Source organism: Salegentibacter haimaensis (assembly GCF_054121495.1).
Genome location: NZ_JBSYGH010000007.1, coordinates 21779 through 47234, shown reverse-complemented (window position 1 = coordinate 47234; position 25456 = coordinate 21779). Strand labels below are relative to the sequence as shown.

The following is a 25456-nucleotide window of genomic DNA, read 5'->3' as shown; positions in this document are numbered from 1 at the left end:
GAATTGAAATCGGAAAAATTACCTCTTGAACAAAGTTTTAATTTTCAGCAGAAAATAATTCTACTAGGTATAGCTTTAATTCCTTTGCTCTTTATAGTTGCAATGATAAAAATTCAACTTAATTGGAAAGGATATCTACTATATATTTTTTCACTACTATTACTTACTTATTTAATTTCCCTGGCCTTTTCAAAAAAAGGAATAATTAAAAAAGAAGATAACATCTACAAAGCAAAATTTTTTCAGGATTTTACCTTATTTAAAAGTAAAGTTGACTTAACTGATAGGCCGGTGGCTTCTATATTAAAATTTAGAAAAAGTCAAAAACTAGCATTTTTTTCCGTAGCACAGCCCGATTTAAGTGAATCTTTCAATTCGTTTGTCATATTCGTTTTGAATAAAACACACTATAAACGCGATGCTATAATGTATTTCAAGAAAGAAACATCAGCTAAAAAGGCCCTCGATTTTATAACTCAGGATTTCCCACTGCGACAGGAAATTTTTAGTCCAGATCCAAACCGATAGATACTTCAGCCATCAAGTATCCGGGCTAACTCAAGCTAAATCACCACCGAAAATTTTCACTATAACCCAGCCCGGCTCGATTTTGACGCAACCTTTTATTACCATAGACATCTAATAATAAAATCAAATTATTAGATGATGAAAAAGGTTATTTTTATTCCCTTGTTATTGCTATTAATTCCCGGAATTTTCTCCTGTAGTAAAAATGATGATGTTAATGAGGATGCAGAGTTTATCTCTGCCTCAATAAATGAAGAAGGCTGGCAGGGAGGAGCCCCGGAAGTTTACTTAGATCAGGATACCGATACATTAACCATACTTGGCTCAGGAGACGAACAGGTGGTTGTATTTAAAATTAAATTTAAAGAAGTAGGAACCTATGATTTATCGGGCTCACAGGCCAGTTATTATACAACTGTAGGTGGAGATGTGCTCACTAGCCTCTATAAACCCGACCCGGAATCTGACTCACAACTTACAATTACTGATTACAATTCTGAGAGTAATATCATTGCAGGTACTTTCAGCTCAATAATGCACCAGGAATACAGTAATCCCGAAAATGATATTGATCTCCTAAATATTACTAATGGAAAATTCAGAGGAACAATTGTAAACCAACCTTAATTATATTTGGCACCCTGCGGTTTCAGAGTTATCGCGTTGCATTTCTTCCGGCCACTGCTGGAAAAATTAAACAGGCTCCCCAATCCCGAATTCCACAAATAAAAAAGGAAATCCCTAAAACCAAAAAAGCCCGTTAATAACGGGCTTTTAGTGGTGATTGCGCCAGGATTCGAACCTGGGACCGCCTGCTTAGAAGGCAGGTGCTCTATCCAGCTGAGCTACGCAACCATTGCGTTTTGCGGTTGCAAATATAAGCCTCTTTGTAAATAAAACAACCTTTTTTTATCGAAAAATACAGGCAGGGCAGGGGCCTTGCCGCATTCACCTGATTTTCAGTAGTTTTTTCATTTTTTTCATCGCTGCTAAAAACGTATATTTATACTGCTTTTTTGCAACCGCTAACCAAACCACACAATGCTAGATTATCCTTTGAAATTTCAGTCCATTCTTAAGCAAAAAATATGGGGGGGTGAAAAGCTCAAAACCCTACTGCATAAACACTCTATTCACAAAAACATTGGGGAAAGCTGGGAAATTTCTGGTGTGAAAAACAATATCTCGGTGGTGGCCAATGGTTCCTTAAAAGGCACTACGCTCAACCGCCTTATCGAAAAATATAAGCAACTTTTGGTAGGGGAGAAGGTATTTGAAAACTTTGAAACCGAATTCCCGCTGCTCATAAAATTCATCGATGCTAAAACCGAACTTTCAGTACAGTTGCATCCAAACGATAAACTGGCCCAGCAGCGGCATAATTCTTTCGGAAAAACTGAGATGTGGTATATCCTGCAAGCCGATGAGGGCGCTAAAATAAATATTGGCTTTAAAGAAAGCATTAGCCAGGAAGATTATATCAAAAACCTGGAAGAGGGAACCATTACTCAGGTGCTTAATTTTGAGGAGGTGCATCCAGGCGACAGCTTCTTTATCAACACCGGAAAAGTTCACGCCATAGGAGCCGGGGTTCTCCTGGCCGAAATTCAGCAAACCTCCGATATCACTTACAGAATTTACGATTGGGACCGCACAGACGATGATGGGAATGCCCGCGAACTGCACACCGCCCTGGCCATTGATGCGATCGATTTCGAGAAAAAGGATGATTTTAAACTTACTTATTCGAAAGCAAAGAATAAGCCCAATCAAATCATATCCTGCAATTACTTTACTACCAACTTCATCCCGGTGAGCGGAAAACTGGTTCGCGATTACAACGAACTGGATTCTTTTGTAATCTATATGTGCGTATCTGGCGAAGCTGAAGTAAGACTCGAACGCAATTCAGAAAAAATCACCAAAGGTGAAAGTCTCCTCATCCCGGCTAAATTCAAACAGGTAACTATTAAGGCTGAAGATTGCGAATTACTCGAAGTTTATATTCCGTAGAAATAGCTCACTCCTACAATAAAATTTTATCGATTTCCTTTAACTCTTCCCCGCTAAAGTTGATATTTTCAATCGCCTTTAAATTATCCTGAAGTTGAGAAAGTTTACTTACCCCTACCAGCACCGAGGTAAGCCTGGCATCTTTTAAAAGCCAGGCCACGGCCATTTGCGCTAAACTCTGATCTCGTTTTTTGGCGATTTCATTGAGTTGTTTGATCTTTTGTACCAGTGCTTCGGTTATTTGAGATTCGTCGAGATAACTTCCCCGGGTAGCGGCCCGGCTGTCGTCTGGAATTCCGTTTAAATATTTATCGGTTAAAATACCCTGTTCCAAAGGTGAAAAAACGATACTCCCTAAACCTTCATCTTCCAGGGTTTTTAACAGATCATCTTCCACCCAGCGGTCTATCATATTGTAGCGTGGCTGGTGTATGATAAAAGGGGTGCCCTTTTCTCTTAGAAGTTTTGCTGCCCTGGCAGTATCTTTAGCCGAATATTGCGAAATTCCAACATACAGGGCTTTTCCCTGTCTCACGATATGGTCAAGGGCCCTCATAGTTTCTTCCAAAGGGGTATCGGGGTCGGGGCGGTGATGATAAAAAATATCTACATAATCAAGCCCCATTCGTTGAAGAGACTGGTCTAAACTGGCAATTAGATACTTTCGGGAGCCAAAATTTCCATAAGGTCCGGGCCACATATCCCATCCCGCCTTGGTAGAAATAATAAGTTCGTCTCTGTAAGCCTTGAAATCCTGAGCAAAAATTCTCCCAAAATTCTTTTCGGCCGAGCCATAGGGAGGGCCATAATTATTCGCGAGATCAAAATGAGTGATGCCGTTATCGAAAGCAGTTCTAAGAATTTCCCTGGCCGTATTCTGGTTATCGAAGTCTCCGAAGTTATGCCAAAGCCCTAATGAAATTAGCGGAAGAAGAATTCCGCTTTGGCCACAGCGGCGGTATTGCATTTTATCGTATCGGGAGTCTTTAGCTTTATAGGTATTCATTTTTTTTAATTTTAATTAGCCTTCATCGGCGACGAGATCATAAATCATTTTTGAAATTTCGGTGAGCATTTTGGTGCCGGCTTCCATATCTTCCATATTTTTTGATAGCAATACCAGCACATACTTTTGGCCGGTAGGCAATTCTATCAAAGCCGAATCGTGATGCACCCCGGTAATCCAACCGGTTTTATTGGCAATTTTAAGATCTTTGGGTAAAAGTGCAGGGATGAGGTCGGTATATTTTTGACGGTGTAAAATATCGAGCATTTCGGCATCGGCTTCGGGGTTTACCGCCTCTCCTTTGGCCAGCGCTTCAAAGATAAGCATAAGATCAAGGGCTGTGGTGGTATTGTTAAGACCTTTATCAAAAGCTTTCATATCTTCCACTCCCCGCAAGACCTGTATATCCATAGCCCCCAATTCTCGCATAGTGCTATTCACAGCATCGGCGCCAACCAGTTCTATCACGATATTGGTAGCCAGGTTACTGCTATAGATCACCATATCTACAACCAGGTCGTAAATACTGCGTTTTTGGCCAATTTGCTCATATAAATGGTCCCCGCTATCCCGGCCTAATTCCATAGAATAGGTACTGCCGTCTACTATACTTTTGAATTCATTTTTTACCAGCACCGAATCCTGTAACGAAAACTTTCCTGCAGTGGCCTGTTTAAAAATTTCGATCATAACCGGGGTTTTCATCGTGCTGGCCGCGTGAAATTTTTCTTTTTCATCGATTAATATCGATCTTTTTTCTCCGGAAATTTCCTGAAAGGCCAGGGCGTAATCTCCCTGATTTTGCTGAAAAACAGCCTCTATTTTTTGCTGAAGTTTTTCAGTTGAAGTTTGCGCCTGAAGCTGAATTCCCAAAAAGAGCAGGCTAATAAGAAGATATTTCATAAGAAAGCATTTAGAGCCTTAAAATATAGATTTTCCGAGGAAAAATTAAAGGCTTCCCAGTGCAATTTTTACCATTCGGTTAAAACTTTGTTCGCGCTCTCTGGCCGGCAGGTGCTTCCCGGTAACCAGAGAATCTGAAATGGTAAGCACCGAAAGGGCCTCAACATCATATTGAGCGGCTACAGTATAAAGACCGGCGGTTTCCATTTCAACACAAAGCACCCCATATTTTGCCCATTTTTTGTAAGCCAGCGGATCGTCTTCATAAAACTCGTCTGATGATAATACATTGCCTGCGCGAAACTCGATATTGTTTGCGCGGGCATATTCTACAGCCTTCATAAAAAGAGGGAAAGATGCCGTAGGAGCATAATCTGCATGGTTGAATTTGGCCTTGTTAAACCCGGAGTTCGAAGAAGCCGCCATTGCCAGTACCACATCATTAACCTCGAGATCTTTGCGATAGGACCCTGCAGAACCTACACGTATAAGCGTTTTTACGCCAAATTCCTGTATGAGTTCATTACAATAGATCAAAGCCGAGGGAATGCCCATTCCAGTAGCCTGCACCGAAACCTTTTTGCCTTTCCAGGTGCCGGTATAGCCCAGCATACCCCGAACATTGTTGTAGCAAACTGCATTTTCCAGAAAGGTTTCGGCTATCCATTTTGCCCTTAGGGGGTCGCCGGGTAATAAAACCCTGTCTGCAATTTCTCCTTTTTTTGCCTGTATATGTACGCTCATATATGTATTTTAAGAAATAATTGCCACTCCCGATGAGGTGCCAATTCGGGTTACGCCCAGTTCTAAATATTGTAAGGCGGTTTCCTTGTCTTTTATTCCGCCAGAGGCTTTGATCTCCAATTTATCGCCTACAACCTCTTTCATTATTCTCACGTCTTCCAGGCTGGCGCCACGGGAACCAAAGCCGGTTGAGGTTTTTACAAAATTGGCCCGCGCCTTCAGTGCTGCCTTAGAAGCCTGTTTTATTTCTTCCTGATTAAGATAGCAGGTTTCGAGAATTACTTTTAGAACTTTATTCCCGATGGCCTTTTTAATTTCATAGATTTCGGCTTCGATAAAAGCGAAGTCTCCGCTTTTCAGCATTCCCAGGTTAATAACCATATCGATTTCATCGGCGCCATTGCTTATGGCTTCCCGGGCCTCGAATACCTTGGATTGAGTAGTGTTAGCCCCCAGGGGAAAACCCACCACGGCAGCAAGTTTTACTTCAAAATCCCGCAATTGCTTCTTCGCCAGGTTTACAAAATGCCCGTTAACGCAAACGGCATAGAAATTATGGGAAACGGCCTCCCGGCAAAGTTTTTCGATATCGGCAGGGGTAGCGGTAGGCTTCAAATTGGTGTGATCTATATATTGGTTGAGTTGCATAGTTTAAATTTCGACGGAAAACAAAGTTAGGATTTTTCCGAAGAAAGAAATTATGACCGGGATCAGCTAATGCTTATTGCGGAAGTTTATGCTTGCGGGGACTATCGGCATACCAGTCTTTGAATTTTTTATCAGATTTATAGGTGCTGTCGGTAAGAATTTTATAGACGGTATAGATTAAAAGGCCCTGGCCCAGGCAGGTGAGGTAAAAAACGATGGGAAACTGAGCATTGAAAAATACGAGTACCACCAGAAGCACCAGGATAAGACTGGTAATTGAGAGCCATATTTTCCAGGAGTTTTTCATATCCCTTAAATTTACGAATCAGTTGTGGTACCAGCTCTTAAGACTTCGCTAAATTTTAAGGCGCATATAGTAAAGATCGAAATTTTTAGCCCAGTAATTTTGTTTGGTATGCTCGAGTTTAAAGCCTGCAGAAGCATAGAACTTATAGGCCAGTTGAGAGGTTCGAACTATCACCTGGTCTACCCGATTATCCTTTCTCAACTTTTGCAGTCTGTGTTCTAATAAGTGCCTGCCAAAACCCATTTTGTGGTAATCGGGATGAATGAGATCCCAGGAAATAACAGCCGTGGCAGGCTGTTCGTAATTTATACCTCCCGCTCCCAGTACTTTTTCTTCAGATTCAATAACAAAGTAATCTTCCAATTCATTTTCGAGATAATATTTTAAATCATTTTCTTCTGAAGGATCGAAGTATTCCGGAGCATTCAACCGAAAAATATCCAGGATTGCTGCCCGATCTTTCTGATCGTAGTTTCTAATATTTCCAGGCATAGAGAGATAAAATTAGAAAGATCTAAGTTAAATAAAAAAGGCTGAGGGAGACCCACAGCCTTTTAGGAAGCTAACAAAACAAATTTAATCTACTCTTAGTTAATAGGTAATAGTACCGCATCGATTACGTGGATAATGCCGTTTGAAGCTGAAATGTCGGCGGCGATGATACCGGCATCACTACCAATAGCCGAGATTTCTCCCATATAATTTACGCTAAAACTCTCTCCAAGCAAAGTTTGGATTTTCCGGTCTTTTTTAGGAGGCACTACGCTGTTAGATGCCCTGCGACCGTCGGTTACGTGGTACAAGAGCACATTAAGTACCAGTTCGGCAGGCAAATCGCGCACACTGCTAATGCCCAGTGCCCCATAAAGTTCTTCAAAAGCTTCGTTTGTAGGGGCGAATACTGTGTACTGGTCTTTGCCGGTAAGGAACAGGTTTACCAGGCCGGCATCTAATTCTTCATCTACATAAAGCAAGGCGTCTACCAGCTCATCAAAACCGGCCTCTATTGCAATTGCCGCGATAGGATCGGTGCCGCGTGCGTTAGCGGGTCTTTTCTGAGTACCGGTGGTGTTGTAGTCGAAAATTTCAAACAGGCTGTAATCGGCTACTGCATCTACTGCAGGCATTTCGTTTTCCTGTTGTTCGCAGGAAGCAAATAAAAGGCCGAAGGCCAGGATCGGAATAATGCTGAAAGCTCTTTGGCTTACAAACATTTTGGTAATTAGTTTTTTCATAATGATTTAAATTACAGTGAATTAATAGGTAGTAAATATAACAGATAAATTATTTTGTTTAATTTTACGTCATTAAAATTAAACAAAAATTAAGTGTTGTGCGGTTTTTCATTCAAATTACTTAAGCCGAATTTCAGCTTAGTCAAATCATAAAGCCCGCGAAATACATTGTATATATGCCCGAAATTCAATAACTTAGAAAGAACATTATAAAAACTATTGCCGTGAAAAATACAATTCAACTTATATTGATAATCAGTCTTGTAGTATTCGGATTTCAACCTAATCATCTTCAGGCGACCGTTTTATTACAGCAACAACAGGAATTTACCGAGTATAGAGGGAGTGTGGTAAACAATAATAACGGGAGAGGTATCGCCAATGCCCAGTTGGCGGTAGATGGCACCAATATTAGCACAATCACCAACAGTGACGGGGAATTTTCCTTAAAGGTGCCTAATAATCTTGGTCCTGCTACGGTAAGTGTTTCCAATCTTGGCTACCAAACCCGCACAATTTCGCTTGAATATTTCCAGGCTGAAGGTACCGAGATCAGGTTAGACGAACTGGTAGAGGAACTGGGGGAGGTGAGTATCTTTAGTGCTCAAAATCCGAAGAAACTGGTTCAGGAAATGCTACGCAAAAAAGGAGATAATTATGTAAATGATCCCGCGCTAATGACGGCCTTTTATCGCGAAAGCATTAGCCGCGGCCGGCGAAATGTTTCTTTGAGCGAGGCGGTGGTAAAAATCCATAAGCAGGCCTATACCACGGGCTCACGGGAACAAATTGAATTGGTGAGAGCCCGTAAAACAGCCGATTACGATCGCCTGGATACTTTGGCTCTTAAATTACGCGGGGGTCCTTATAATGCGCTTTATGTAGATGTGATGAAGTACCCCGATTTTCTATTCTACGAGCAGGATTTAGAAAACTACCGGTTTAATTTCGGTGAGCCAACCCGAATTAACGACCGCTATGTATATGTGGTAGATTTTGAAGATACCAATAAAAATTATCCCTGGTATTACGGCCAGTTATATATAGATGCCGAAAATCAGGCTTTGATAAAAGCTGTTCTCAATCTAAATGTCGATAACAGATCTGTGGCCTCGGGGATGTTTGTGAGCAAAAAGCCCGGCGGTACCCGGGTATATCCTATAGAAGTAAGTTATGAGGTAGACTATTATAACCGAAATGATAAATGGTATTTTGGCTATGCCAGGGCCAGCCTTTTATTTGTGGTGAACTGGAAGCGAAAACTCTTTAATTCCCGATATCTGGTAAACAGCGAGATGGCGGTTACCAACTGGCAACCGGCCACGAGTACGATTTCCAGGAACGATCCTAATGTGCTCGATCCCCGGGTGGTGATGAGCGATGATATTACAGGATTCTCAGATCCCGAATTTTGGGGGGATAACAATATCATAGAACCCGATAAATCGATTCAGAATGCTATAGAAAAAATAAGGCAGAATTTGGACTAATCACTCCACAGAGCCATATCCCAATTACTTAACTCAATCGCGAGATACGTAATCCCGGCGCCCAAAATAATGACAGTGGGAACCAGTATTGTGGCAGCACGATTCTTTAATTGAATTTTTTCAATTTCCTCCAAAGCGAGGGGAATTATAACTTTGTTACTATTTGGGACGGGTCGAACAACCCGACTTAATGCCTTTGCGGTGCTTGAATTAGAATTGGTATAGCCAAAAACAGAATCGGTCTGAGCTTCAATTTTACTAAAATATAGCACCTGTTTTGCTTGGGTTGTGACCTTTGTTTTTCGGGAAGCTTCTGCAGCCTGTTCAGCATTTACTAGCCTGGAGTGATAAATAGTGCAGGATTGCAGAAAGAATATTCCACAGAGCAGTATGATTCGAAGTGAATAAGATTTTCTCATAAGAATGTATTTAAGGGTTTACCAATCGCTGAACATATTATCTACTGCAATAATTCCCACCACCTGAGCCGCAATAAAAACCGGGATAAGGGTGGAAAGCGTTTTATTTTTTAAATGAATTCGGGAAACTTCTTCCTGCAATAAACTTTTTGTGCCAGGCCTGGTTTCAGAAATTTTTGAATTATGGATAGGTAAGCTGCCAATTAAAGTGTCGCCGTGTTGCTGAAGTTTGGTGAATTTATAAACCTGGTTTGTATGGGTGTGCAGCTTCATTTTACGCTGTGCATGTACTGCTTCCTCCACACTGGCATTGTAGGAATGATATACCGCGCAGGAGTTAAAACAAAAGAAGAAACTTAAAAGGGGCAACCAGCGGTAAACTCCATTTCTCATATAAATTTTGCGGGGAGCTACTTAAATTTACGAATATTAACGTCTTGCCTAAGCGAAAATCTGCTACCGGAAATTCGGTATTTTTAGCATACCTGCTGAAGATGAAGTCTTTAAAAATATACACCCTTATTGCCGCTGAAAATTTGAGGCAGAAACTTTGAAAATAGGAAATAAGACTGTTAATTTGCACATTCAAATTCGGGATGTGGCGCAGTCTGGTAGCGTATACGCATGGGGTGCGTGGGGTCGCTGGTTCGAATCCAGTCATCCCGACTTTTTAACATTTGGTTAAAGCACAAAATAAAGGGTAATTATATGAAAATCATGTAGTTACCCTTTTTTAGTGGCTATATTTTAACACAATTAATGTTAAAAAAATCGTGAGTTTAGCGTGAGTTCGTGAGTCAATCGTGAGTCAATCGTGAGCTTATTTTTTGTATCTTAGAACACCGATCCCTCTCATAGGAGCGTATTGGTAGTTTGATTTTCGTACCTGTAAACTATTGTTTAATTAAAGCATTACACATGCGTACAAATCAAACTTTCGCTATTTCTTTTTTCATTCGCAGAAAAAAGAGCCAACCCGACCTCGCCATTCTTTATGCCCGAATCACCGTCAATGGCAAATCACTAGAAATAAGTCTAAAACGTACTATTCCAATTAATAAATGGGATCAGGCCGCTGGTAAAATGCTGGGGAATAGCCCGGTAACCTACCAGATCAATAAAAAGATCGGAGAAACCAGATCCTTACTTCATCAGGCCTATGATAATTTACTTAAGGAGGATAAAATTATTACGGCACATTTAATTAAGACTCGGTTTTTAGGAACAGACCAGAAGCATCATTCCTTGAATGATTTATTGGAGTATCACAGTTCTAAAATGGATAAGGTCCTTAAATATGGAACCTTAAAGAATTATAATACCACAGAGGTTTATCTCAAAGACTATGTAAAAGCACAGTACAAGACGTCTGATATTTATTTAAAACACATTGATTATGAGTTCACCCTGGGCTTTGAAACCTATTTGAGTAACCTGAAGGGCCTGAATAATAACGGACTCATGAAACACATGGAACGATTTAAAAAACTAATGCGGCTTGCTGAACACCTGGACTGGATATCCAGGAATCCCACCAAAAGGTTTAAGCTCCGTTTTGATTCGGTGGATATGGTCTATCTTTCTAAAGGAGAGCTTGAGAAAATAAAAACCCATGAATTAAAAAACTCGACCTTAAGGTTAAACAGAGATATTTTTGTTTTTGCCTGCTATACAGGTCTGGCATATGCAGATGTAAAAGCTTTAAAGAAAGATAATTTACAAGTGGGTGTAGATGGTAAAAAATGGATCTATACCAGAAGGAGTAAAACCAATACGCCAGTAAGAATTCCGTTATTAGAAGAAGCGGAGAAAATTTTGGAGCGATACAAAGACCATCCTAAAGTGGAAAGGAATGAAATTCTGTTACCTGTCTATTCTAATCAAAAAACCAATCAGTATCTCAAAGAGGTCACTACAAAAGCTAAAGTAAAAAAGAAACTCAGTTTTCACACGGCCAGGCATACTTTTGCTACTACCGTTACCCTGGCCAATGGGGTTCCTATAGAAACAGTATCTAAACTTCTGGGACATACTAAACTTTCAACAACCCAGATTTATGCACGTGTCATTGATACAAAGATTTCTAAGGATATAGAAAGGCTAAGGAATAAATTAGAGTGATTGAATGCCAAGAATTAAGGGAAAACCCTAGCTTTTTGAAATTTGTTGAGCCTTTATCTTTATAAGTCCGAAAATAGTTTCATAAATGATCCAGGATTATTCACATATTTATCGAGGTATTATTTTAGCTCTAAGTGTGGTATTGGCAGTGTATATTGTATACCGCTTTTTTGGCTAAAATAATAGGTAGTTTTTAAAGATTAGTGAATACCTCAATTATGTTATGTCTAAATTAAAGGATACTAATCTCCCTCCGGTGGTATCCTTTTTTCGTTTTAATAAATAAAGCTTAAATAAAGTATTATTGAATTGAAATATAGATAACGATGCTCCCTGTACTTTCTATTTTTTGGTAATTTTTCTGAATGGAGAATACTATTTCCAATTGTGTATTACCGGCTTGAATGGAATTTCTTATTCTATTTACTTTATTTACTTAAAGTATTAACAGTGACAAATATTAGTTAAATTCAATTTAAATGACACAATTAAAGCTAATTTCCTTCTAGGATCATTCTTCTACCTATTCAAAATTCGTAGTATTAATATGTTATTATCCGCAAGGAATTTGATAATATTTTTACACAGCGTTTTTTGCTCTTATTCTAACTTTTTTATAAGATTATAAAAGTTTTAGGGATTATATAAAATAGAAAGTAACTAGATTTAAGGTTTTAATTGTTTTCTATTTAATATAATCGCTTTTAATAATAATTATGGCGCCAGAACATAACCTCAAGAATGAATTTTTCAATTTTCTTTCAAATAATTCATCACTATTAGAATGGCTTACTCAAGAGAGTCTGTGTGGAATCTGTGTTTTAAATGAAGAGTCACCCGAAGAATTATGGATGAATGAAGCACTGAAAAAAAAACTAGGAATTGTTGATTCTGATCCACCGCAGAAAGATAAAGCAACATGGTTTGCCAAGGAGATCAAAAGTAAGATCCTTGATTTCAGGCTCAACTCTACACAGGATGGTAAAAATGAAGAGGACGATTTAAAATTTAAACTATCTTCTGAGGAATTCCTTGGTTTTAGAGGGTCAATGAAGAAATTTAATTCGTCTGAGAATAAGCCATTATATATTTTAAGGATTACAGGTGGCAAGGAAAAAGATGAAACCAAAAAGCTTCTGGATATTGAATTGAGAAAGAACAGTAATCTCATGGCTATTTACCATGAAACCAATAAAATAGCTAAAGTTGGGGGTTGGGAAGTAGATCTTTTGAGAGAAAAAGTGGTGTGGACAAAGGTAACCAAAGATATCCACGAAGTTCCACAGGATTATGAGCCAAACCTGGCCGAAGGTATTAATTTTTACAAACCCGGTTGGAGCAGGGATAAGATTATAAAGCTTTTTGGAGATGCGGTTGAAAAGGGAATTCCTTTTGATGCTGAGTTTAAACTTATCACCGCGAACAATAATGAAATCTGGGTAAGGTCACTGGGTAAACCTGAATTCAAAGATGGTAAATGCGTACGCGTTTACGGCGCCTTTCAAAACATAGATGCAGAAAAGCGTACCCAGCTTGAATTTGAAAAGACCCGAGAACAATTCGAAATGATCTATAAGAATTCTTCGGTGGGTACGGTGCTGGTAAAACGTTCTGGCAAGTTATTACAACTAAACCCGGCTACCTATAGGATCTTTGGTTTTGATTTGAACGATAAAATGGAAGTCATGGAAATGACCTTCAAAGACCTGATACATCCTGATTCCCTCGAAGAGGCGTTGGTTTACAGGTGGAAATTGCTTAATGGTGAAATGGATAATTATCAGCTTGAATCAAAATATTATAAGAAAGATGGATCTTTGATCTGGTGCAGAACCAATACTTCTATTATTCGCTCTGAAGGAGATGGAGAAGACCTGGTAATTACCCAGGTGGAGGATATCACTGATAAGAAACAGCTTGAATTTGAAGCCAGCGAGAACGCTAAAAGGTTTAAGGCAGCCTTCGAGTATTCTCCAAACGGGATGGGAGTAGTGAGTATAGATGGGGAGTGGCTCATGGTAAATCAGAACCTGGCCAGCATCTTTGGATATACCAAAGAGGAATTTGTTCATAAAACTTCAAGAGACCTCACTCATCCGGACGATCTCTACAAAGATTCACCCCAGTTAAAGGCTCTTTTAAACCGAGAAATCGACACCTACAGTGTTGAGAAACGCTTAATACATAGAAGCGGGAAGACTGTTTTTGGCCTGCTGAATGTCTCTACTATTGTTGATGATTCTGGAAAGCCTATTTATCTTATTGGTCAGATCAACGATATTACCAAACGAATTCAGTCAGAAAGAGCTTTACAAAAAAGTTTAAATGAGCTGCAAAGTCTGCTGGATGCTACTACGCAAGTTTCGATTATACAAACAGATCTTAAAGGAGTGGTGCAGAAATTTAATAAGGGAGCTGAGAATCTTCTGGGTTACAATGCTCAGGAGGTAAAATATAGATTCAATGTAAAGGGATTGCATGAAGCTACTGAAGTTGAAGAAAGAGGCCGTGTACTCAGTGAAGAATTGGGAAAGGAGATAAGCGGTTTCGACGTCTTTACTTTCCAGGCTAAAAGAGGGCATTATGATTCCAGGGAGTGGACCTATATACGCAAGGACGGAAGCAAATTCCCGGTACAGCTTGTCGTAACAGCCATTAGGAACCATGCCGGAAGGATCACCGGCTACCTGGGAGTGGCCACAGACATTTCGCAATTGAAATTGATGGAAGTGTCGTTGATCAAAGCTAGAAAAAAGGCTGAAGCGGCCAATAAGTCCAAATCTGAGTTTTTGGCCAATATGAGTCATGAGATCAGGACTCCGCTTAACGGGATTATAGGTTTCACCGATCTCTTGATGCGGACCGAACTCGAGGATTCCCAGCAAAAATATATGCATACCATCTATAATTCTGCCAATTCCTTAATGGATATCATCAATGATGTGCTTGATTTTTCAAAGATCGAAGCTGGAAAGCTGGAACTGGCCGAAGAACGCGTAGATCTTATTGAACTTTGCGATCAAACCATAGATATCGTTAAACATCAGGCACATCAAAAAGGTCTTGAAGTTTTGATGAATATATCACCTTCCTTAAACCGGTATGTTTATACCGACCCCGTTAGATTACGTCAGATACTTACCAATCTGCTCGGGAATTCGGTAAAATTCACCAATGAGGGTGAGATAGAATTAAGCGTTTCGTCTAATGCCATAGCCCGGAATGAGAACGAAAAGATCTTCACTTTTGCGATACGTGATACAGGTATTGGGATCGCGCCCGAGAACTTAAAGAAGATATTTCATGCATTCGACCAGGAAGACGCTTCTACCACGCGCAAATATGGAGGCAGCGGCCTTGGGCTAACGATTAGCAATCAGCTTTTAAAGCTAATGGATAGCGAGCTTCACGTAAAGAGCGAGCTAGAAAACGGAAGTGTTTTCTCGTTCGAGGTAAGAATTAGAACTGATACGGAGATCAATTATCAGCCTTCAGAATCCAAAAGTAAAATAATAAAGAATGTTCTTATTGTTGATGACAATCTTAACAACAGGATGATCCTCAATGATATGCTGGAAGCGAACAGCATAGATTCTATTGCCTGTGAGAACGGGATAGAGGCTTTAAGTATATTGCAGGAGGGTGAAGAGCAGTTCGATCTGGCTATCATAGATTATAATATGCCTTATATGAACGGCCTGAGCCTAATAGAAGAGATCAGGAATAATTTAAAGATGTCTGCTGAGGAACTGCCTTTGATCTTATTGCACAGCTCTACAGAAGATAATGAGATACTGAATGGTTGTAGAGTTTGTGAGGTTAGATTTAATTTGACCAAGCCTATTCAAATACACACGCTTTACAGGATGATCGAGGCCATTGAAAATCCAGAATATATAATGAATATTGAGAAGAAGGAGTCAACAAGTGAAGTAGACCGTTCAAAGGCCTATAATATCCTCATCGTAGAAGACAATCCCGTGAATAAATTTCTGGCCAATACTATGGTTAAGAAGATCCTGCCCAATGCGAACCTTATCCAGGCCGAAAACGGGGAAGATGCCATAGAACAATTTAAGGACAATAAGCTGGATCTAATCTTTATGGATCTTCAAATGCCCATTATGGGAGGCTTTGAAGCGACTGAGGAAATCAGAAAAATTGAAGAAGAAAATTCTTACACCCCAATAATTGCACTTACGGCCCGGGCTGTTAAAAATGAACGCGAAAAATGCATAGAGGCGGGAATGGATGATTACCTCACAAAGCCAGTTATACTTGAGGATATAAAAGATTTGATCGATAAATACCTCACCGATTCCGCTGAATAATATCCAGAAAAGGTCCCGGCCTAATTGTGCCAATAATCTTTTTTTAACACCGTTTATAGAAAAAAAACCTTTTCTTTGAACTTAACTTTCTATTGTTCAGGCTTTGTGAACAATAGAAATATAACCAAAAACTAATTTATAAGCATATGAAGATAGGTTGGTAATTTCCCAAATAGACCCCTTATGACGAACCTAAAACTAACCCCATCCAGTTCAGTTTTGCTTATTGAATCATCATCCGATGAAGCTAATACGTTTGTTGAGGTCGTAAAAAAGAAATTTGGTATCACCAGGGTAAAAATTTTTGCCAATAGCTTTGAAGCCATTAAACACCTTCAGCAACACCTTCCCGATCTTGTGGTCGTGGAGGAAGCAGCAAAGCCTATGAATGCTGCGCAGACCACAGACTATATTAAGAAGGAACTCAAGTTGGAGCTCCCTGTCTATACAAGTTTGGCGAGGGGAAATCTGGAAGTTCAGAATTTTACTATAGAAAAACCCTTTTCGTCTGCATCTATAGATAAGCTGGGAGATTTCTTAGAAGAAAAGGCTCCAAAGCCGTTAGAGCCATTATATTCTCTGGATTATCTTTATGACCTTTCAGATGGGAATATGGATTTTGTTTACGAATCCCTGAAAATTTTTAAGACTTCTGTGAAGGCCCAGCTAACCGAACTTGAAATGGCCTGTAAGGATAACGATCATCAAAAGGCGGGTAAAATTGCGCATAATATCAAGCCTTCCTTTGAAATGATCGAAAATCAGGAAGGTGCCGAAATATGTAATAAACTTACTTATGAACTAGAAGATAATTCACTTTCAGAACTGGTTTCGAGACTTCAGGAACTCTTTGATAAGATCATAGTTCATCTCGATACCGATTTGGCCCCAAATAATATTTAGATGGAAAAGATTTTAGTAATAGAAGACAATCCCATGGTTATAAAGTCCCTTGAGTTCAAGCTTAAAAGGGATAATTACGAAGTGGTAATGGCACATGATGGCCGTGAGGCCATGTCCCTCCTTAACGAACAAAGGTTTGACCTGGTACTTACAGATCTCATGCTGCCATTTGTAACGGGTACCCAGTTAATTCAGCACATAAAAACAAATTTTCCGGAAACTCCGGTAATAGTACTTTCCACTTCCAAACAGGAGAACATCATCATGGATGCCTTTAACCTGGGCGTGGACGATTTTATAACCAAACCCTTTAATCCCAATGAACTATCACTGCGGGTAAAGAGGTTTTTAAAGAAATCCTATTCAAATTAATATTTGGAAGCCATTTTCAGAAATATCGCCGAACAGGGTAGCTGGGTACTAAAGGTAAATCTCTTATTTACCATCGTCTTTTTATTGGTCACTTTTGGTTTTGCCTGTGCCATCTTTTACCTGCGTTTGAGTAAACTGGTTCGCAACCGGAAAATCGATAAATATAAGGAGCTCTATTCCGATTTTATTACTCGTTATCTTTTTGATACCGATACCCTTTCGGAAAATGAGATCGGGGAATTCAAGAAAAACTATATTACCACAGCGCTGGCAGAAAAGATCGCGATCAAAGTAATTCTTATTTTCGAAGAGAATTTTAAAGGAGAATCCAACGAAATGCTCAAGAAGCTTTTTCTCGATTGGAAACTTATAGATGTGGTGGAAAAAGACCTGAAAAGCGGGAAATGGTACCGCATGGCCAGGGCTACGTATGTCGCATCTGAGCTTAACCTGAAAAGGCTTAGCCCCTTAATTGAAAAATATCTGGATGCTGAAAATGACGAGTTAAGACAACAGGCCATGCTTTATTTCATCCAGCTGTCGAATAGTAGGCCACTGGACTTTCTGGATAGTATAAAGAAGCCTCTTACCCTTTGGGAGCAGATCTATATAGAAGAATGTCTTAAAAGCAATTATAAGGGCGATATTCCCGATTTTTCCAACTGGCTCTCCAGCAGTCTTGACAGTGTACAGGAATTTTCAATTAAAATGATCGGGGAATATAATCAGTTCGAAAATATTTCTGGTCTGCTCCCTTTTTTAAGACAGGAAGAAGATAACCTGAAAATTGAAGCTATTAGAAGCCTTTCTCAGTTAGGGTATGCAGACTTGATAGATCACCTTAAAAAGATCTTTACAGGAGAATCTTCAAAAGTTAAGGCCTTCATTTTAAAGACTGTAGGTAACATTTCTTCGTTTGAGGAACTAAGGGAATTTGAACCTCTTATTCCAAAATCTGACAGGGCAACTCAACAGGTTTTCCAGAAGCTCCGGTATACTTCTCACAGAGAACTTTCTGTTTATGCGGTTTAAATAATATATTGCAGAAGATTGCAATTTTAGCCAAACAGAAGATCGATTTGAATATTCACCAGATTACCGAAATTGCCAGCTGGTTATTTTTAATTTATGGGATTGTAATTTGTACAGGTTACAGTTTTGCTGCGATCTTTTCTTTTCTGGAGATACGGGATTATAAACGAAAGAACAATTACCAGGCAGAGTTTGCACTTTTACAATCCTCTAAACTGCCTACAATCTCGATATTGGCCCCGGCCTATAACGAAGAGGCCAACGTGGTGGAGAACGTTAGATCTTTATTAACCCTAAATTATCCTTCTTATGAGATCGTTATCATAAATGACGGCAGTAAAGACGACACCCTGCAAAAGCTCATCGAGACCTTTAACCTAAGGAAAATAGATTTTAAGTACCATCAGTTCATAAAAACTCAGGATCTTAAAGGCGTTTATAAATCTGGAAACGAATCTTTCAAGAACCTTACCGTGATCGATAAAGTGAACGGTGGAAAGGCCGATGCCCTTAACACCGGGATAAATGTTTGCGATAATGAGATCATTTGTTGTATAGATGTAGATTGTGTTTTAGAACATGATGCCCTTCTCAAATTGGTAAAACCATTTTTAAATAACCAGGAGAGAGTTATCGCCTCGGGAGGGATCATAAGGGTGGCGAATTCCTGTATCATTGAGGATGGGAGGATTATAGAAGTGAAACTGCCCGATACCTTTGTTGCCAGAGCCCAGATAATCGAATATTTCAGGGCGTTCCTGATGGGAAGAATGGCCTGGTCCAGGTTAGATGGTTTACTTCTTATTTCGGGAGCCTTTGGGATGTTCGATAAAGAAATCGTGATAAACGCCGGAGGCTATGATCATAATACGGTTGGGGAAGATATGGAACTGCTGGTGAGAATGAGGCGCCTTATGAGAGAGAAAAAGATTTCTTATAAGGTAGGTTTTGTACCCGATCCCTTATGCTGGACTGAGGTGCCGCAAAAATGGAGAATACTGCACCGCCAGCGAAATAGATGGACCAGAGGTACGGCAGAGACATTATGGATTCACCGAAAGATGCTTTTTAATCCGAAATATGGGGTGCTGGGTATTCTTAGTACGCCTTACTGGTTCTTTTTTGAATGGATGGCCCCGCTCATTGAATTTTTGGGAATAATATATGTATTATACCTGTTTCTTTTTAAAAGTGTAGACATGCAGGTTTTCCTGATATTCTTTGGGGTTGTTTATACCTTTGCATTGCTGTTTTCCATTACATCATTATTCTTTGAAGAGTTTTCCTTCCAGCAATATAAGAAACCCAAATATATCCTGCGTTTACTGGGCACGATACTTTTTGAACCGCTCATATATCATCCTTTTGTCATGTGGGCCTCGGTAAAAGGAAACTGGGATCTGATAAATGGGAAAAAAAGCTGGGGAGCCATGGGTAGAACAGGTCTCGGAAAAAAAACAAAAGTTTAATATTTTTTTAAACCTAAGTGTTATAACAAAGACAATGTATTTACGTAATTTCATGGACGCCTCAAAGTAAATTCTCTATATATCTATTGATATCTGAGGAATTTTGCATAAATCAATACCAGATGAATTGTATTATAGTCGATGATGAAGAATTGCCCAGAAAGATTCTGCAACAGTTAATCAGTATGCAGCCATCACTGGAACTTGTTGGAGTTTTTGAAGGTCCCCTGAAAGCACTCAAATTCATTAATAATACAGAAAAAGCTATAGACCTTATATTTCTGGATATTATGATGCCAGATTTTTCGGGTTTTGACTTTTTAAAAACCATCAAATCCAGTCCCGATATAATTCTGGTATCCTCAGATGAAAAGTTTGCGTTGAATGCCTTTGAATTTGTAAATGTGACCGACTATCTGTTAAAACCTATTCAAAAAGAGAGGTTTGAACGTGCTATTGCCAAGCTTGATAACAATCAGAAAAAAAATGAATTGAAGAAGGAAAGAGACAGGCAGGCCGAAAATGAGAATGAACTTTATGTGAATGTAGATAAAAGACTTGTAAAAATTGATATAACAGATATTGAACTGGTAGAAGCGAAAGGTAATTTCATCCAGATCAAAACTTCAAATAAAGATTACCTTATTTACTCTTCCCTAAAGAAAATCGAAGCCAAACTACCATCTTCTTCCTTCTTAAGAGTTCATAGATCGTTTATTATCAATTTTAAAAAGATCGTAGATATAGAGGATAATAGTATCTTGATAAATAAACAGGTCATTCCAATTAGCAGGAGATATAAAAGTCAGTTACTTAGCCAGTTAAATCTTTTGTGATTGCCGTTTAAATAAAAAATCACATCTTCTATCTTCTAAATTCATCCTTTAAAATAATAATTTAAAGGGCCGGACAGTCTGTTCTTATTTTTGTTCAGAACCTGTAAGGCAAGGAATTTTTTTCTTCGCATTCCCTACAAATGCAGCCTTACAGTTCTTTAATATAATATTGGGGCAATGGTAATAGTCTAGGAAATTATGATAAAACTTGTAGGTGAATTAAATTCGAAAAATGTTTCTGAGATCGAAAATAGACTCAACGAAAGTCTGTTAGAATACGAATCATTAACAATAGATCTAAATGGTCTTGATCTAATAGATATATCGGGGATTTTTATGCTATCGACTTTTCAAAGGACTGCCAGGCGTAATCGCAAAAAAGTTATTTGTTTACTTAATTCTTGTGAGAAGATCATGGTAAATCCTATGGGTATTAAAGTTCCTGATTTAGAATAAGGCAAAATAAAATATTTAAAACTAAGGTGGCGAAGCAAGAGGATAACACGCTGCGCGATGTTATGGTCAATCCCCCCTTAGTTTTTAGTTAGTTTTGTAGTCATTTAAACCCAAATCCCACGATTTCAAAATTTCAGAAAAAACTTTTTTACGAAAAAATGCTCCCAGCCCAGTAAAACCGTTAACTTTTTTACTAAAAAATCAAAATTTGAAAGTTTTCTTCCAAGATTTTATTTTTCCTTTTGCGAAATATCACTAAGCATTTACATCTTTATTTTCACCTGGATTCAATATTATAAGATCTACTTCCAAATTTGATCACATTCCCTTTTTCGGACAAAGGAACAAATTTGGAATCGGCGGGGTGCATAAAGCCGATTGCATCTATTTATAACCCCTTTTTCCGATTCCAAATCTATAAATGTGTTTGGCCAAAAAAGGGGAATGTGAAGGCTCTAAAAGAAGTAAGTGGTATTATAAAGATTCCATTGCTCAGAAAGGTTTCTACCAAATTAAAAAAGGGAGAACGCTCAGGATAAAAAAAGTAAATGGTTTTTACTATTTTTGAAGGGTACAGAAGTATCAAATTACTTCAATGCGTTCTAATGATATTGTGAGTTATTCGTGAGTTCTAAAACTTGGGATTACATGAAAGCCTATAATTACTGGGTGTTTGAGAATCTTCTATTCGTCCAGTCATCCCGACAAGTTTAAAAGTGATGTGAAAGCATCACTTTTCTTGTTTTTAGGCATTCTGAAGTTGAAAATACAGCAGGATAGATGCCAGATAAAAACCTGCATTTTTTGAATTAAAACTCTGGCTGAAAATTAGAAAAGATTAATCCGTTTTTCAATAAATAGCTAGGGTTTGCTGCGGGTTTCAGAAAATAAATATCTTGAAATCAATAAATTACAGCATAGGGCTCCCGGCCATCTTTAAAAATCTAAGCCCCGGGGCTTAAAAACTGGCAAATTATATTAAATTTTCCTATATTACCCAGTCATTTTTAATTGTAAACTACGTAAATGGGCAGACCTTCTACACAACCTAAAGATCTTAGGGACGGATATTACATTGAGGTACGAAATAAAAATCAGAAAAACGGAGTTAAAATTCGTAGAGATACCTTAGATCAACTACGTCTTGCTATCGAAGAATATAAGGAGAGTAAAGAGGTAATCATATTGGGAAAATCTGAAAACGGGAAAATGAAAGAGATTCCCGAGCTTGAGAAGGATTAATTTTTTAAGCAAATTCTGTAAGTCATCTTTCCTGGGCAGCAGGATTTTCATTGCCAATTTTCACTAAAAATAAATTCAGTTAGAATTTACGGAAATCCGTATTTTTTAATGAGATAGGCTTTATAACTTGCCTCATAATATCTACCCGTACTATTTCGGGTAGATTGCCATTGTATGAGCGCAGTTATTGATACATATCAAATTACCCCCGAGGGCCTTAGCCATCGCTTTAGGCATATATTCATTTCGAATGAATCGATAGAACTTTGTTTTAAACTGGTGAAAGACATTTTTATTTTTACCAATTTCAGACTTATTGTAGTGGATGTTCATGGCATAACCAATGCAAAAATTGAAATTCAATCTCTACCATATAGAAATATTTCCCGGATTTCTACTGAAGCCAAAGGAATTTCAGATCCCGATGCCAATTTAAAAATCTGGACTACTGAAGCTACCCCCGTACTCGAAAGGCGATTTAATAAAATGGTGAACATCTACGAAGTTCAGAGGTTTTTGGCTGAAAAAATGTTATAAAACCTCAACTTCCCAGAATGAATTATCCTTTTGTTCCCTATGGAGTCTTACTGGTTTTTGTAATATATATTCTATACATAATATTCATCCAAAAAGATTTTTACAAACTAAGGGAAATGATTTTTCCTGCAATCTGTTTCATTCTTCTCGGTGCCGTGGTATACCTTTTCTTTATTTAATAAAAAAAGCCCGGGTACCCCCGGGCCTTAGCACCCTAACAAAAGACCGCCTGAATTGCCATAATTGCGGAGGTACGTTAGGTTTTAAACTCACACAATTTCAACCATTATTTTTAAATTAAGACAACAGGCGGCCTACTTTTAATATTTTTAAGCGAGGTATTTTTTAAATCCGTTATACAGGAACTCGCGTATTTTATATTTAAGCGACTGGAATTCCCCAAAATGCTTCTCCAAAACTTTTTTCAACAATAAATGATCCTGCAAATAGTGGTTTTCGCAAACCACATCTTCGCATTCTTTTACCCCCTCTATCTTGGTTTGATATTTCAAAAGCGTATGCCTTTGAAAACTATTTTCTTCTTTTAATAGCTCAATCTGGTTTAGCAAAAAACCGGCATCCTGTTTATTTTTCTTTAGATCTTCAACTATCCCCGATTTCAATAAATCCCTGTAGAAATCCAGTTCAGCTTGTATGTGTTCCAGGCTATTATTCCAGTGTGCCACATCGGGGGAGATGTTGAGCATCACTACTTCATCTTCGCGGTGGTGGTTTTCAAATTCTAGCTTCATACTTCAAATTTTCATCTAATTGTTTTACATCTTCAATAAGGATCTGGCTTTCTCCCGAGGGGAAGTGCCAGGTAATTTCATCGCCGGCAGCATATCCAAAAAGAGCCAGTCCCATGGGAGCCAAAATCGAAATTTTGTTTTGCTTTATATCACTCTTTTCGGGGGTAACCAGCATATAGTCGCGACTTACATTAAAGGCTGTTTTGATGCGCACGGTAGAATTAAATCGCACCACATCTACCGGCATTTCTGAATTTGGGACGAGTTTGGCTGTTTGTAATTCAACATGTAGCTTTTCAATGGAACGTTTATAATTCTCATCTTTATAATATTTCGCCATTGAAATTATCTTCTTCAATAAGTCGTGTTCCTTTTGTTCTATAATAATTACCCCGTATTTCATAATATGTGCTCGTAGACGAGATTTAAATGCTTAAAGGCCGGCCCGGATCCCGAAAATTATTTTTCCGGAATTCAAAGGCCCGACCATTTGGCTATTGATTCTTATGGGAAAATACCCCTTTGCTTATAAGCGGTTTCGATTCGGCTCATCGCCAAAATGTAGGCGGCAGTTCGCCAATCGGTTTGGCGGTTTTCTACCTCGTTTTGAACTTTTTTGAAAACCTGAAGCAATTTCTTTTCAATTTTCTCCATTACTTCCTCCATCTCCCAAAGTTCACCGTTGCGGTTTTGCAGCCACTCGAAATAACTTCCAATCACACCACCCGAGTTGCATAATATATCGGGGATAATGGTAATCCCGTTTTCCAGGAGAATTTTTTCACCCGCCGCATCGGTTGGACCATTGGCACCTTCAGCTACAATCCCGGCTTTGACTTTAAAGGCATTTTCGGCGGTGAGCTGATTTCCAAGCGCGGCCGGGATTAAAATATCACAGTCCAAACCGAAAAATTCTTCAGGATCAATTTCAGCAGCACCTGCAAATCCGGCGATAGAACCTTTTCTTGGGCTGGAATGCTCATAAAGATCGCCTACCGAAATTCCATCGGCTTTATAAAGCGTGGCGTGAGCATCCTGCACCGAGATAAGTTTCGCACCTTCTTCTACCATAAATTTAGAAGCCCAATACCCCACATTTCCGAAGCCCTGAACGATAAAAGTTTTATTCTCCAGGCTTTGATCTCTTGATTCCAAAAGAGCCTTTATAGTGAGGTATACGCCAAATCCGGTGGCGCGGTCACGACCTTCCAATCCGCCTGAACCTACAGGTTTCCCGGTCACCACGTGTTGTACTTGCGAACGTTCTGAAGGTGAAATGGTAGACATATAGGTATCGGCTATCCAGGCCATAGTTTGCGCGTTGGTGTTCACATCGGGCGCGGGGATGTCGTGTTCGGGTCCAATGTTTTCTCCCAGGGCGTAGGTGAACCTGCGGGTGATTCTTTCCAGTTCGGCATCCGAATAATTTCTGGGATCCAATTGAATTCCTCCTTTAGCTCCACCATAAGGCAGCCCGGCCAATGAGGTTTTCCAGGTCATCCACATTGCCAAAGCTTTGGCCGCATCTACATCTACTGTGGGATGGTAGCGAAGTCCGCCTTTGTAGGGGCCCAGAGCGTTGTTATGTTGCACGCGGTAACCCGTAAATACTTCAACCTCGCCATTGTCCATTTTTACGGGAAAATGAACGATGATTTCGTTATTGGTAATCCCTAAAATTTTACGAATATTAGGATTGAGATTAATGAGTTCGGCAGTATTGTTAAACTGCTCCATCACCGTATTGTACATACTTTGTTTATTCACTTTTTCTTGAGTTATCATATTTGTTAGGGTTTAAAGAAAATGTTCACAATGCATTTTTCTATGAGCTTTCCACTTGCAATCCTGGCGCAGGTCGCAGTTAAAACACAAACTCTTAAAAACTTCGTTTCCGGCCGAATCCAGAAAATCTGGTTTTTCGGCAACTTCAAACACAGGTGCTTCAGAAATGATCATAGGTTTACTTTTGTTTGATTCCTTTAAGTCAAAGCCTGTGCCCCGTAGCTAAATTTTTTTCAAGTTAAGGTAGAATCTGCTGAAGATCAGTGATTTACTTATTAAAAATTTTTACTGAAGAGTTTTTGTGCCGGGACGAAACTCCCCGGCCGG

27 protein-coding genes and 2 tRNA genes are annotated in these 25456 nt (G+C 39.0%); 15 read left to right on the top strand and 14 right to left on the bottom strand.

Going from position 1 to position 25456, the window contains the following annotated elements; all coding sequences use genetic code 11:
* The first annotated feature begins 3 nt into the window (after positions 1-3).
* A complete protein-coding gene (locus ACW6QP_RS08210) occupies positions 4-528 on the top strand; it encodes a hypothetical protein (RefSeq protein WP_457910384.1) in 525 nt (174 codons plus the stop codon).
* A gap of 135 nt (positions 529-663) precedes the next feature.
* Positions 664-1155, top strand: coding sequence for a DUF6252 family protein (locus ACW6QP_RS08205; RefSeq protein WP_457910383.1), 492 nt, complete (start codon positions 664-666; stop codon positions 1153-1155).
* A gap of 151 nt (positions 1156-1306) precedes the next feature.
* Here the strand turns inward: ACW6QP_RS08205 and ACW6QP_RS08200 are convergent.
* Positions 1307-1383 (bottom strand) — tRNA-Arg (locus tag ACW6QP_RS08200).
* A 186-nt stretch (positions 1384-1569) separates the two neighbouring features.
* Here ACW6QP_RS08200 and ACW6QP_RS08195 point away from each other — a divergent pair.
* Positions 1570-2541: a type I phosphomannose isomerase catalytic subunit gene (locus tag ACW6QP_RS08195; protein ID WP_457910382.1), complete on the top strand. Its 972-nt coding sequence runs from the start codon at positions 1570-1572 to the stop codon at positions 2539-2541.
* 13 nt (positions 2542-2554) lie between these two features.
* On the opposite strand, the gene mgrA is transcribed toward ACW6QP_RS08195, so the two are convergent.
* The 7 genes from mgrA to ACW6QP_RS08160 form a co-directional block, all read right to left on the bottom strand.
* Positions 2555-3547 (bottom strand): L-glyceraldehyde 3-phosphate reductase, encoded by a 993-nt coding sequence (mgrA, locus tag ACW6QP_RS08190; RefSeq protein ID WP_457910381.1) that lies wholly within the window; start codon positions 3545-3547, stop codon positions 2555-2557.
* Positions 3548-3562: 15 nt separating this feature from the next.
* Positions 3563-4450 carry a serine hydrolase gene (locus ACW6QP_RS08185; RefSeq protein WP_457910380.1) on the bottom strand — a complete coding sequence of 296 codons (888 nt, stop codon included), beginning with the start codon at positions 4448-4450 and terminating at the stop codon, positions 3563-3565.
* A 45-nt stretch (positions 4451-4495) separates the two neighbouring features.
* Complete coding sequence (gene deoD, locus ACW6QP_RS08180) at positions 4496-5194, bottom strand: purine-nucleoside phosphorylase (protein WP_457910379.1); 699 nt, start codon at positions 5192-5194, stop codon at positions 4496-4498.
* A gap of 9 nt (positions 5195-5203) precedes the next feature.
* Entirely contained in the window at positions 5204-5842 is a 639-nt protein-coding gene (gene deoC, locus ACW6QP_RS08175; protein WP_457910378.1) for a deoxyribose-phosphate aldolase, read from the bottom strand.
* A gap of 73 nt (positions 5843-5915) precedes the next feature.
* The gene (locus ACW6QP_RS08170; RefSeq protein ID WP_457910377.1) at positions 5916-6149 is read right to left on the bottom strand and encodes a hypothetical protein; all 234 of its coding nucleotides are present in this window, start codon (positions 6147-6149) and stop codon (positions 5916-5918) included.
* A gap of 48 nt (positions 6150-6197) precedes the next feature.
* Positions 6198-6641, bottom strand: coding sequence for a GNAT family N-acetyltransferase (locus tag ACW6QP_RS08165; protein WP_457910376.1), 444 nt, complete (start codon positions 6639-6641; stop codon positions 6198-6200).
* Between the two features lie 95 nt (positions 6642-6736).
* Complete coding sequence (locus tag ACW6QP_RS08160) at positions 6737-7384, bottom strand: fasciclin domain-containing protein (RefSeq protein WP_457910375.1); 648 nt, start codon at positions 7382-7384, stop codon at positions 6737-6739.
* A gap of 224 nt (positions 7385-7608) precedes the next feature.
* Between ACW6QP_RS08160 and ACW6QP_RS08155 the strand changes: the two genes are divergently transcribed.
* Positions 7609-8874 carry a carboxypeptidase-like regulatory domain-containing protein gene (locus ACW6QP_RS08155; RefSeq protein ID WP_457910374.1) on the top strand — a complete coding sequence of 422 codons (1266 nt, stop codon included), beginning with the start codon at positions 7609-7611 and terminating at the stop codon, positions 8872-8874.
* Here ACW6QP_RS08155 and ACW6QP_RS08150 read toward each other — a convergent pair.
* Both ACW6QP_RS08150 and ACW6QP_RS08145 read right to left on the bottom strand, forming a co-directional pair.
* Positions 8871-9293 (bottom strand): hypothetical protein, encoded by a 423-nt coding sequence (locus ACW6QP_RS08150; RefSeq protein ID WP_457910373.1) that lies wholly within the window; start codon positions 9291-9293, stop codon positions 8871-8873. The two genes, ACW6QP_RS08155 and ACW6QP_RS08150, sit on opposite strands and share 4 nt — an antisense overlap.
* A gap of 18 nt (positions 9294-9311) precedes the next feature.
* A complete protein-coding gene (locus ACW6QP_RS08145) occupies positions 9312-9686 on the bottom strand; it encodes a hypothetical protein (protein ID WP_457910372.1) in 375 nt (124 codons plus the stop codon).
* Between the two features lie 199 nt (positions 9687-9885).
* On the opposite strand from ACW6QP_RS08145, the gene ACW6QP_RS08140 reads away from it, so the two are divergent.
* From ACW6QP_RS08140 to ACW6QP_RS08090, 11 genes are all read left to right on the top strand, one after another.
* A tRNA-Pro gene (locus ACW6QP_RS08140) sits at positions 9886-9959 on the top strand.
* Between the two features lie 252 nt (positions 9960-10211).
* Positions 10212-11414, top strand: a complete 1203-nt coding sequence (locus ACW6QP_RS08135) for a site-specific integrase (RefSeq protein WP_457910371.1) — start codon at positions 10212-10214, stop codon at positions 11412-11414.
* Between the two features lie 716 nt (positions 11415-12130).
* Positions 12131-15745 (top strand): PAS domain S-box protein, encoded by a 3615-nt coding sequence (locus tag ACW6QP_RS08130; RefSeq protein ID WP_457910370.1) that lies wholly within the window; start codon positions 12131-12133, stop codon positions 15743-15745.
* Positions 15746-15928: 183 nt separating this feature from the next.
* Complete coding sequence (locus tag ACW6QP_RS08125; RefSeq protein ID WP_457910369.1) at positions 15929-16648, top strand: hypothetical protein; 720 nt, start codon at positions 15929-15931, stop codon at positions 16646-16648.
* On the top strand, positions 16649-17020 hold the full coding sequence (locus tag ACW6QP_RS08120; protein ID WP_457910368.1) for a response regulator transcription factor: 372 nt from the start codon (positions 16649-16651) through the stop codon (positions 17018-17020).
* Between the two features lie 3 nt (positions 17021-17023).
* Positions 17024-18052 (top strand): HEAT repeat domain-containing protein, encoded by a 1029-nt coding sequence (locus ACW6QP_RS08115; RefSeq protein WP_457910367.1) that lies wholly within the window; start codon positions 17024-17026, stop codon positions 18050-18052.
* A gap of 8 nt (positions 18053-18060) precedes the next feature.
* A complete protein-coding gene (locus ACW6QP_RS08110) occupies positions 18061-19521 on the top strand; it encodes a glycosyltransferase family 2 protein (RefSeq protein WP_457910366.1) in 1461 nt (486 codons plus the stop codon).
* Positions 19522-19643: 122 nt separating this feature from the next.
* Complete coding sequence (locus ACW6QP_RS08105) at positions 19644-20357, top strand: LytR/AlgR family response regulator transcription factor (protein WP_457910365.1); 714 nt, start codon at positions 19644-19646, stop codon at positions 20355-20357.
* 198 nt (positions 20358-20555) lie between these two features.
* Positions 20556-20813, top strand: a complete 258-nt coding sequence (locus ACW6QP_RS08100; protein ID WP_457910364.1) for an STAS domain-containing protein — start codon at positions 20556-20558, stop codon at positions 20811-20813.
* Positions 20814-21839: 1026 nt separating this feature from the next.
* Positions 21840-22055, top strand: a complete 216-nt coding sequence (locus ACW6QP_RS08095; RefSeq protein WP_457910363.1) for a hypothetical protein — start codon at positions 21840-21842, stop codon at positions 22053-22055.
* Between the two features lie 174 nt (positions 22056-22229).
* Positions 22230-22592 (top strand): PH domain-containing protein, encoded by a 363-nt coding sequence (locus ACW6QP_RS08090; protein ID WP_457910362.1) that lies wholly within the window; start codon positions 22230-22232, stop codon positions 22590-22592.
* A 329-nt stretch (positions 22593-22921) separates the two neighbouring features.
* Here the strand turns inward: ACW6QP_RS08090 and ACW6QP_RS08085 are convergent, their stop codons facing one another.
* The 4 genes from ACW6QP_RS08085 to ACW6QP_RS08070 form a co-directional block, all read right to left on the bottom strand.
* Positions 22922-23344 (bottom strand): hypothetical protein, encoded by a 423-nt coding sequence (locus tag ACW6QP_RS08085; RefSeq protein WP_457910361.1) that lies wholly within the window; start codon positions 23342-23344, stop codon positions 22922-22924.
* Positions 23328-23747 carry a GreA/GreB family elongation factor gene (locus tag ACW6QP_RS08080; RefSeq protein WP_457910360.1) on the bottom strand — a complete coding sequence of 140 codons (420 nt, stop codon included), beginning with the start codon at positions 23745-23747 and terminating at the stop codon, positions 23328-23330. The genes ACW6QP_RS08085 and ACW6QP_RS08080 overlap by 17 nt, the downstream gene beginning before the upstream one ends.
* A gap of 101 nt (positions 23748-23848) precedes the next feature.
* Positions 23849-25129, bottom strand: a complete 1281-nt coding sequence (locus ACW6QP_RS08075) for a Glu/Leu/Phe/Val family dehydrogenase (protein ID WP_457910359.1) — start codon at positions 25127-25129, stop codon at positions 23849-23851.
* Between the two features lie 12 nt (positions 25130-25141).
* On the bottom strand, positions 25142-25303 hold the full coding sequence (locus ACW6QP_RS08070) for a hypothetical protein (RefSeq protein ID WP_457910358.1): 162 nt from the start codon (positions 25301-25303) through the stop codon (positions 25142-25144).
* Positions 25304-25456: the final 153 nt, after the last annotated feature.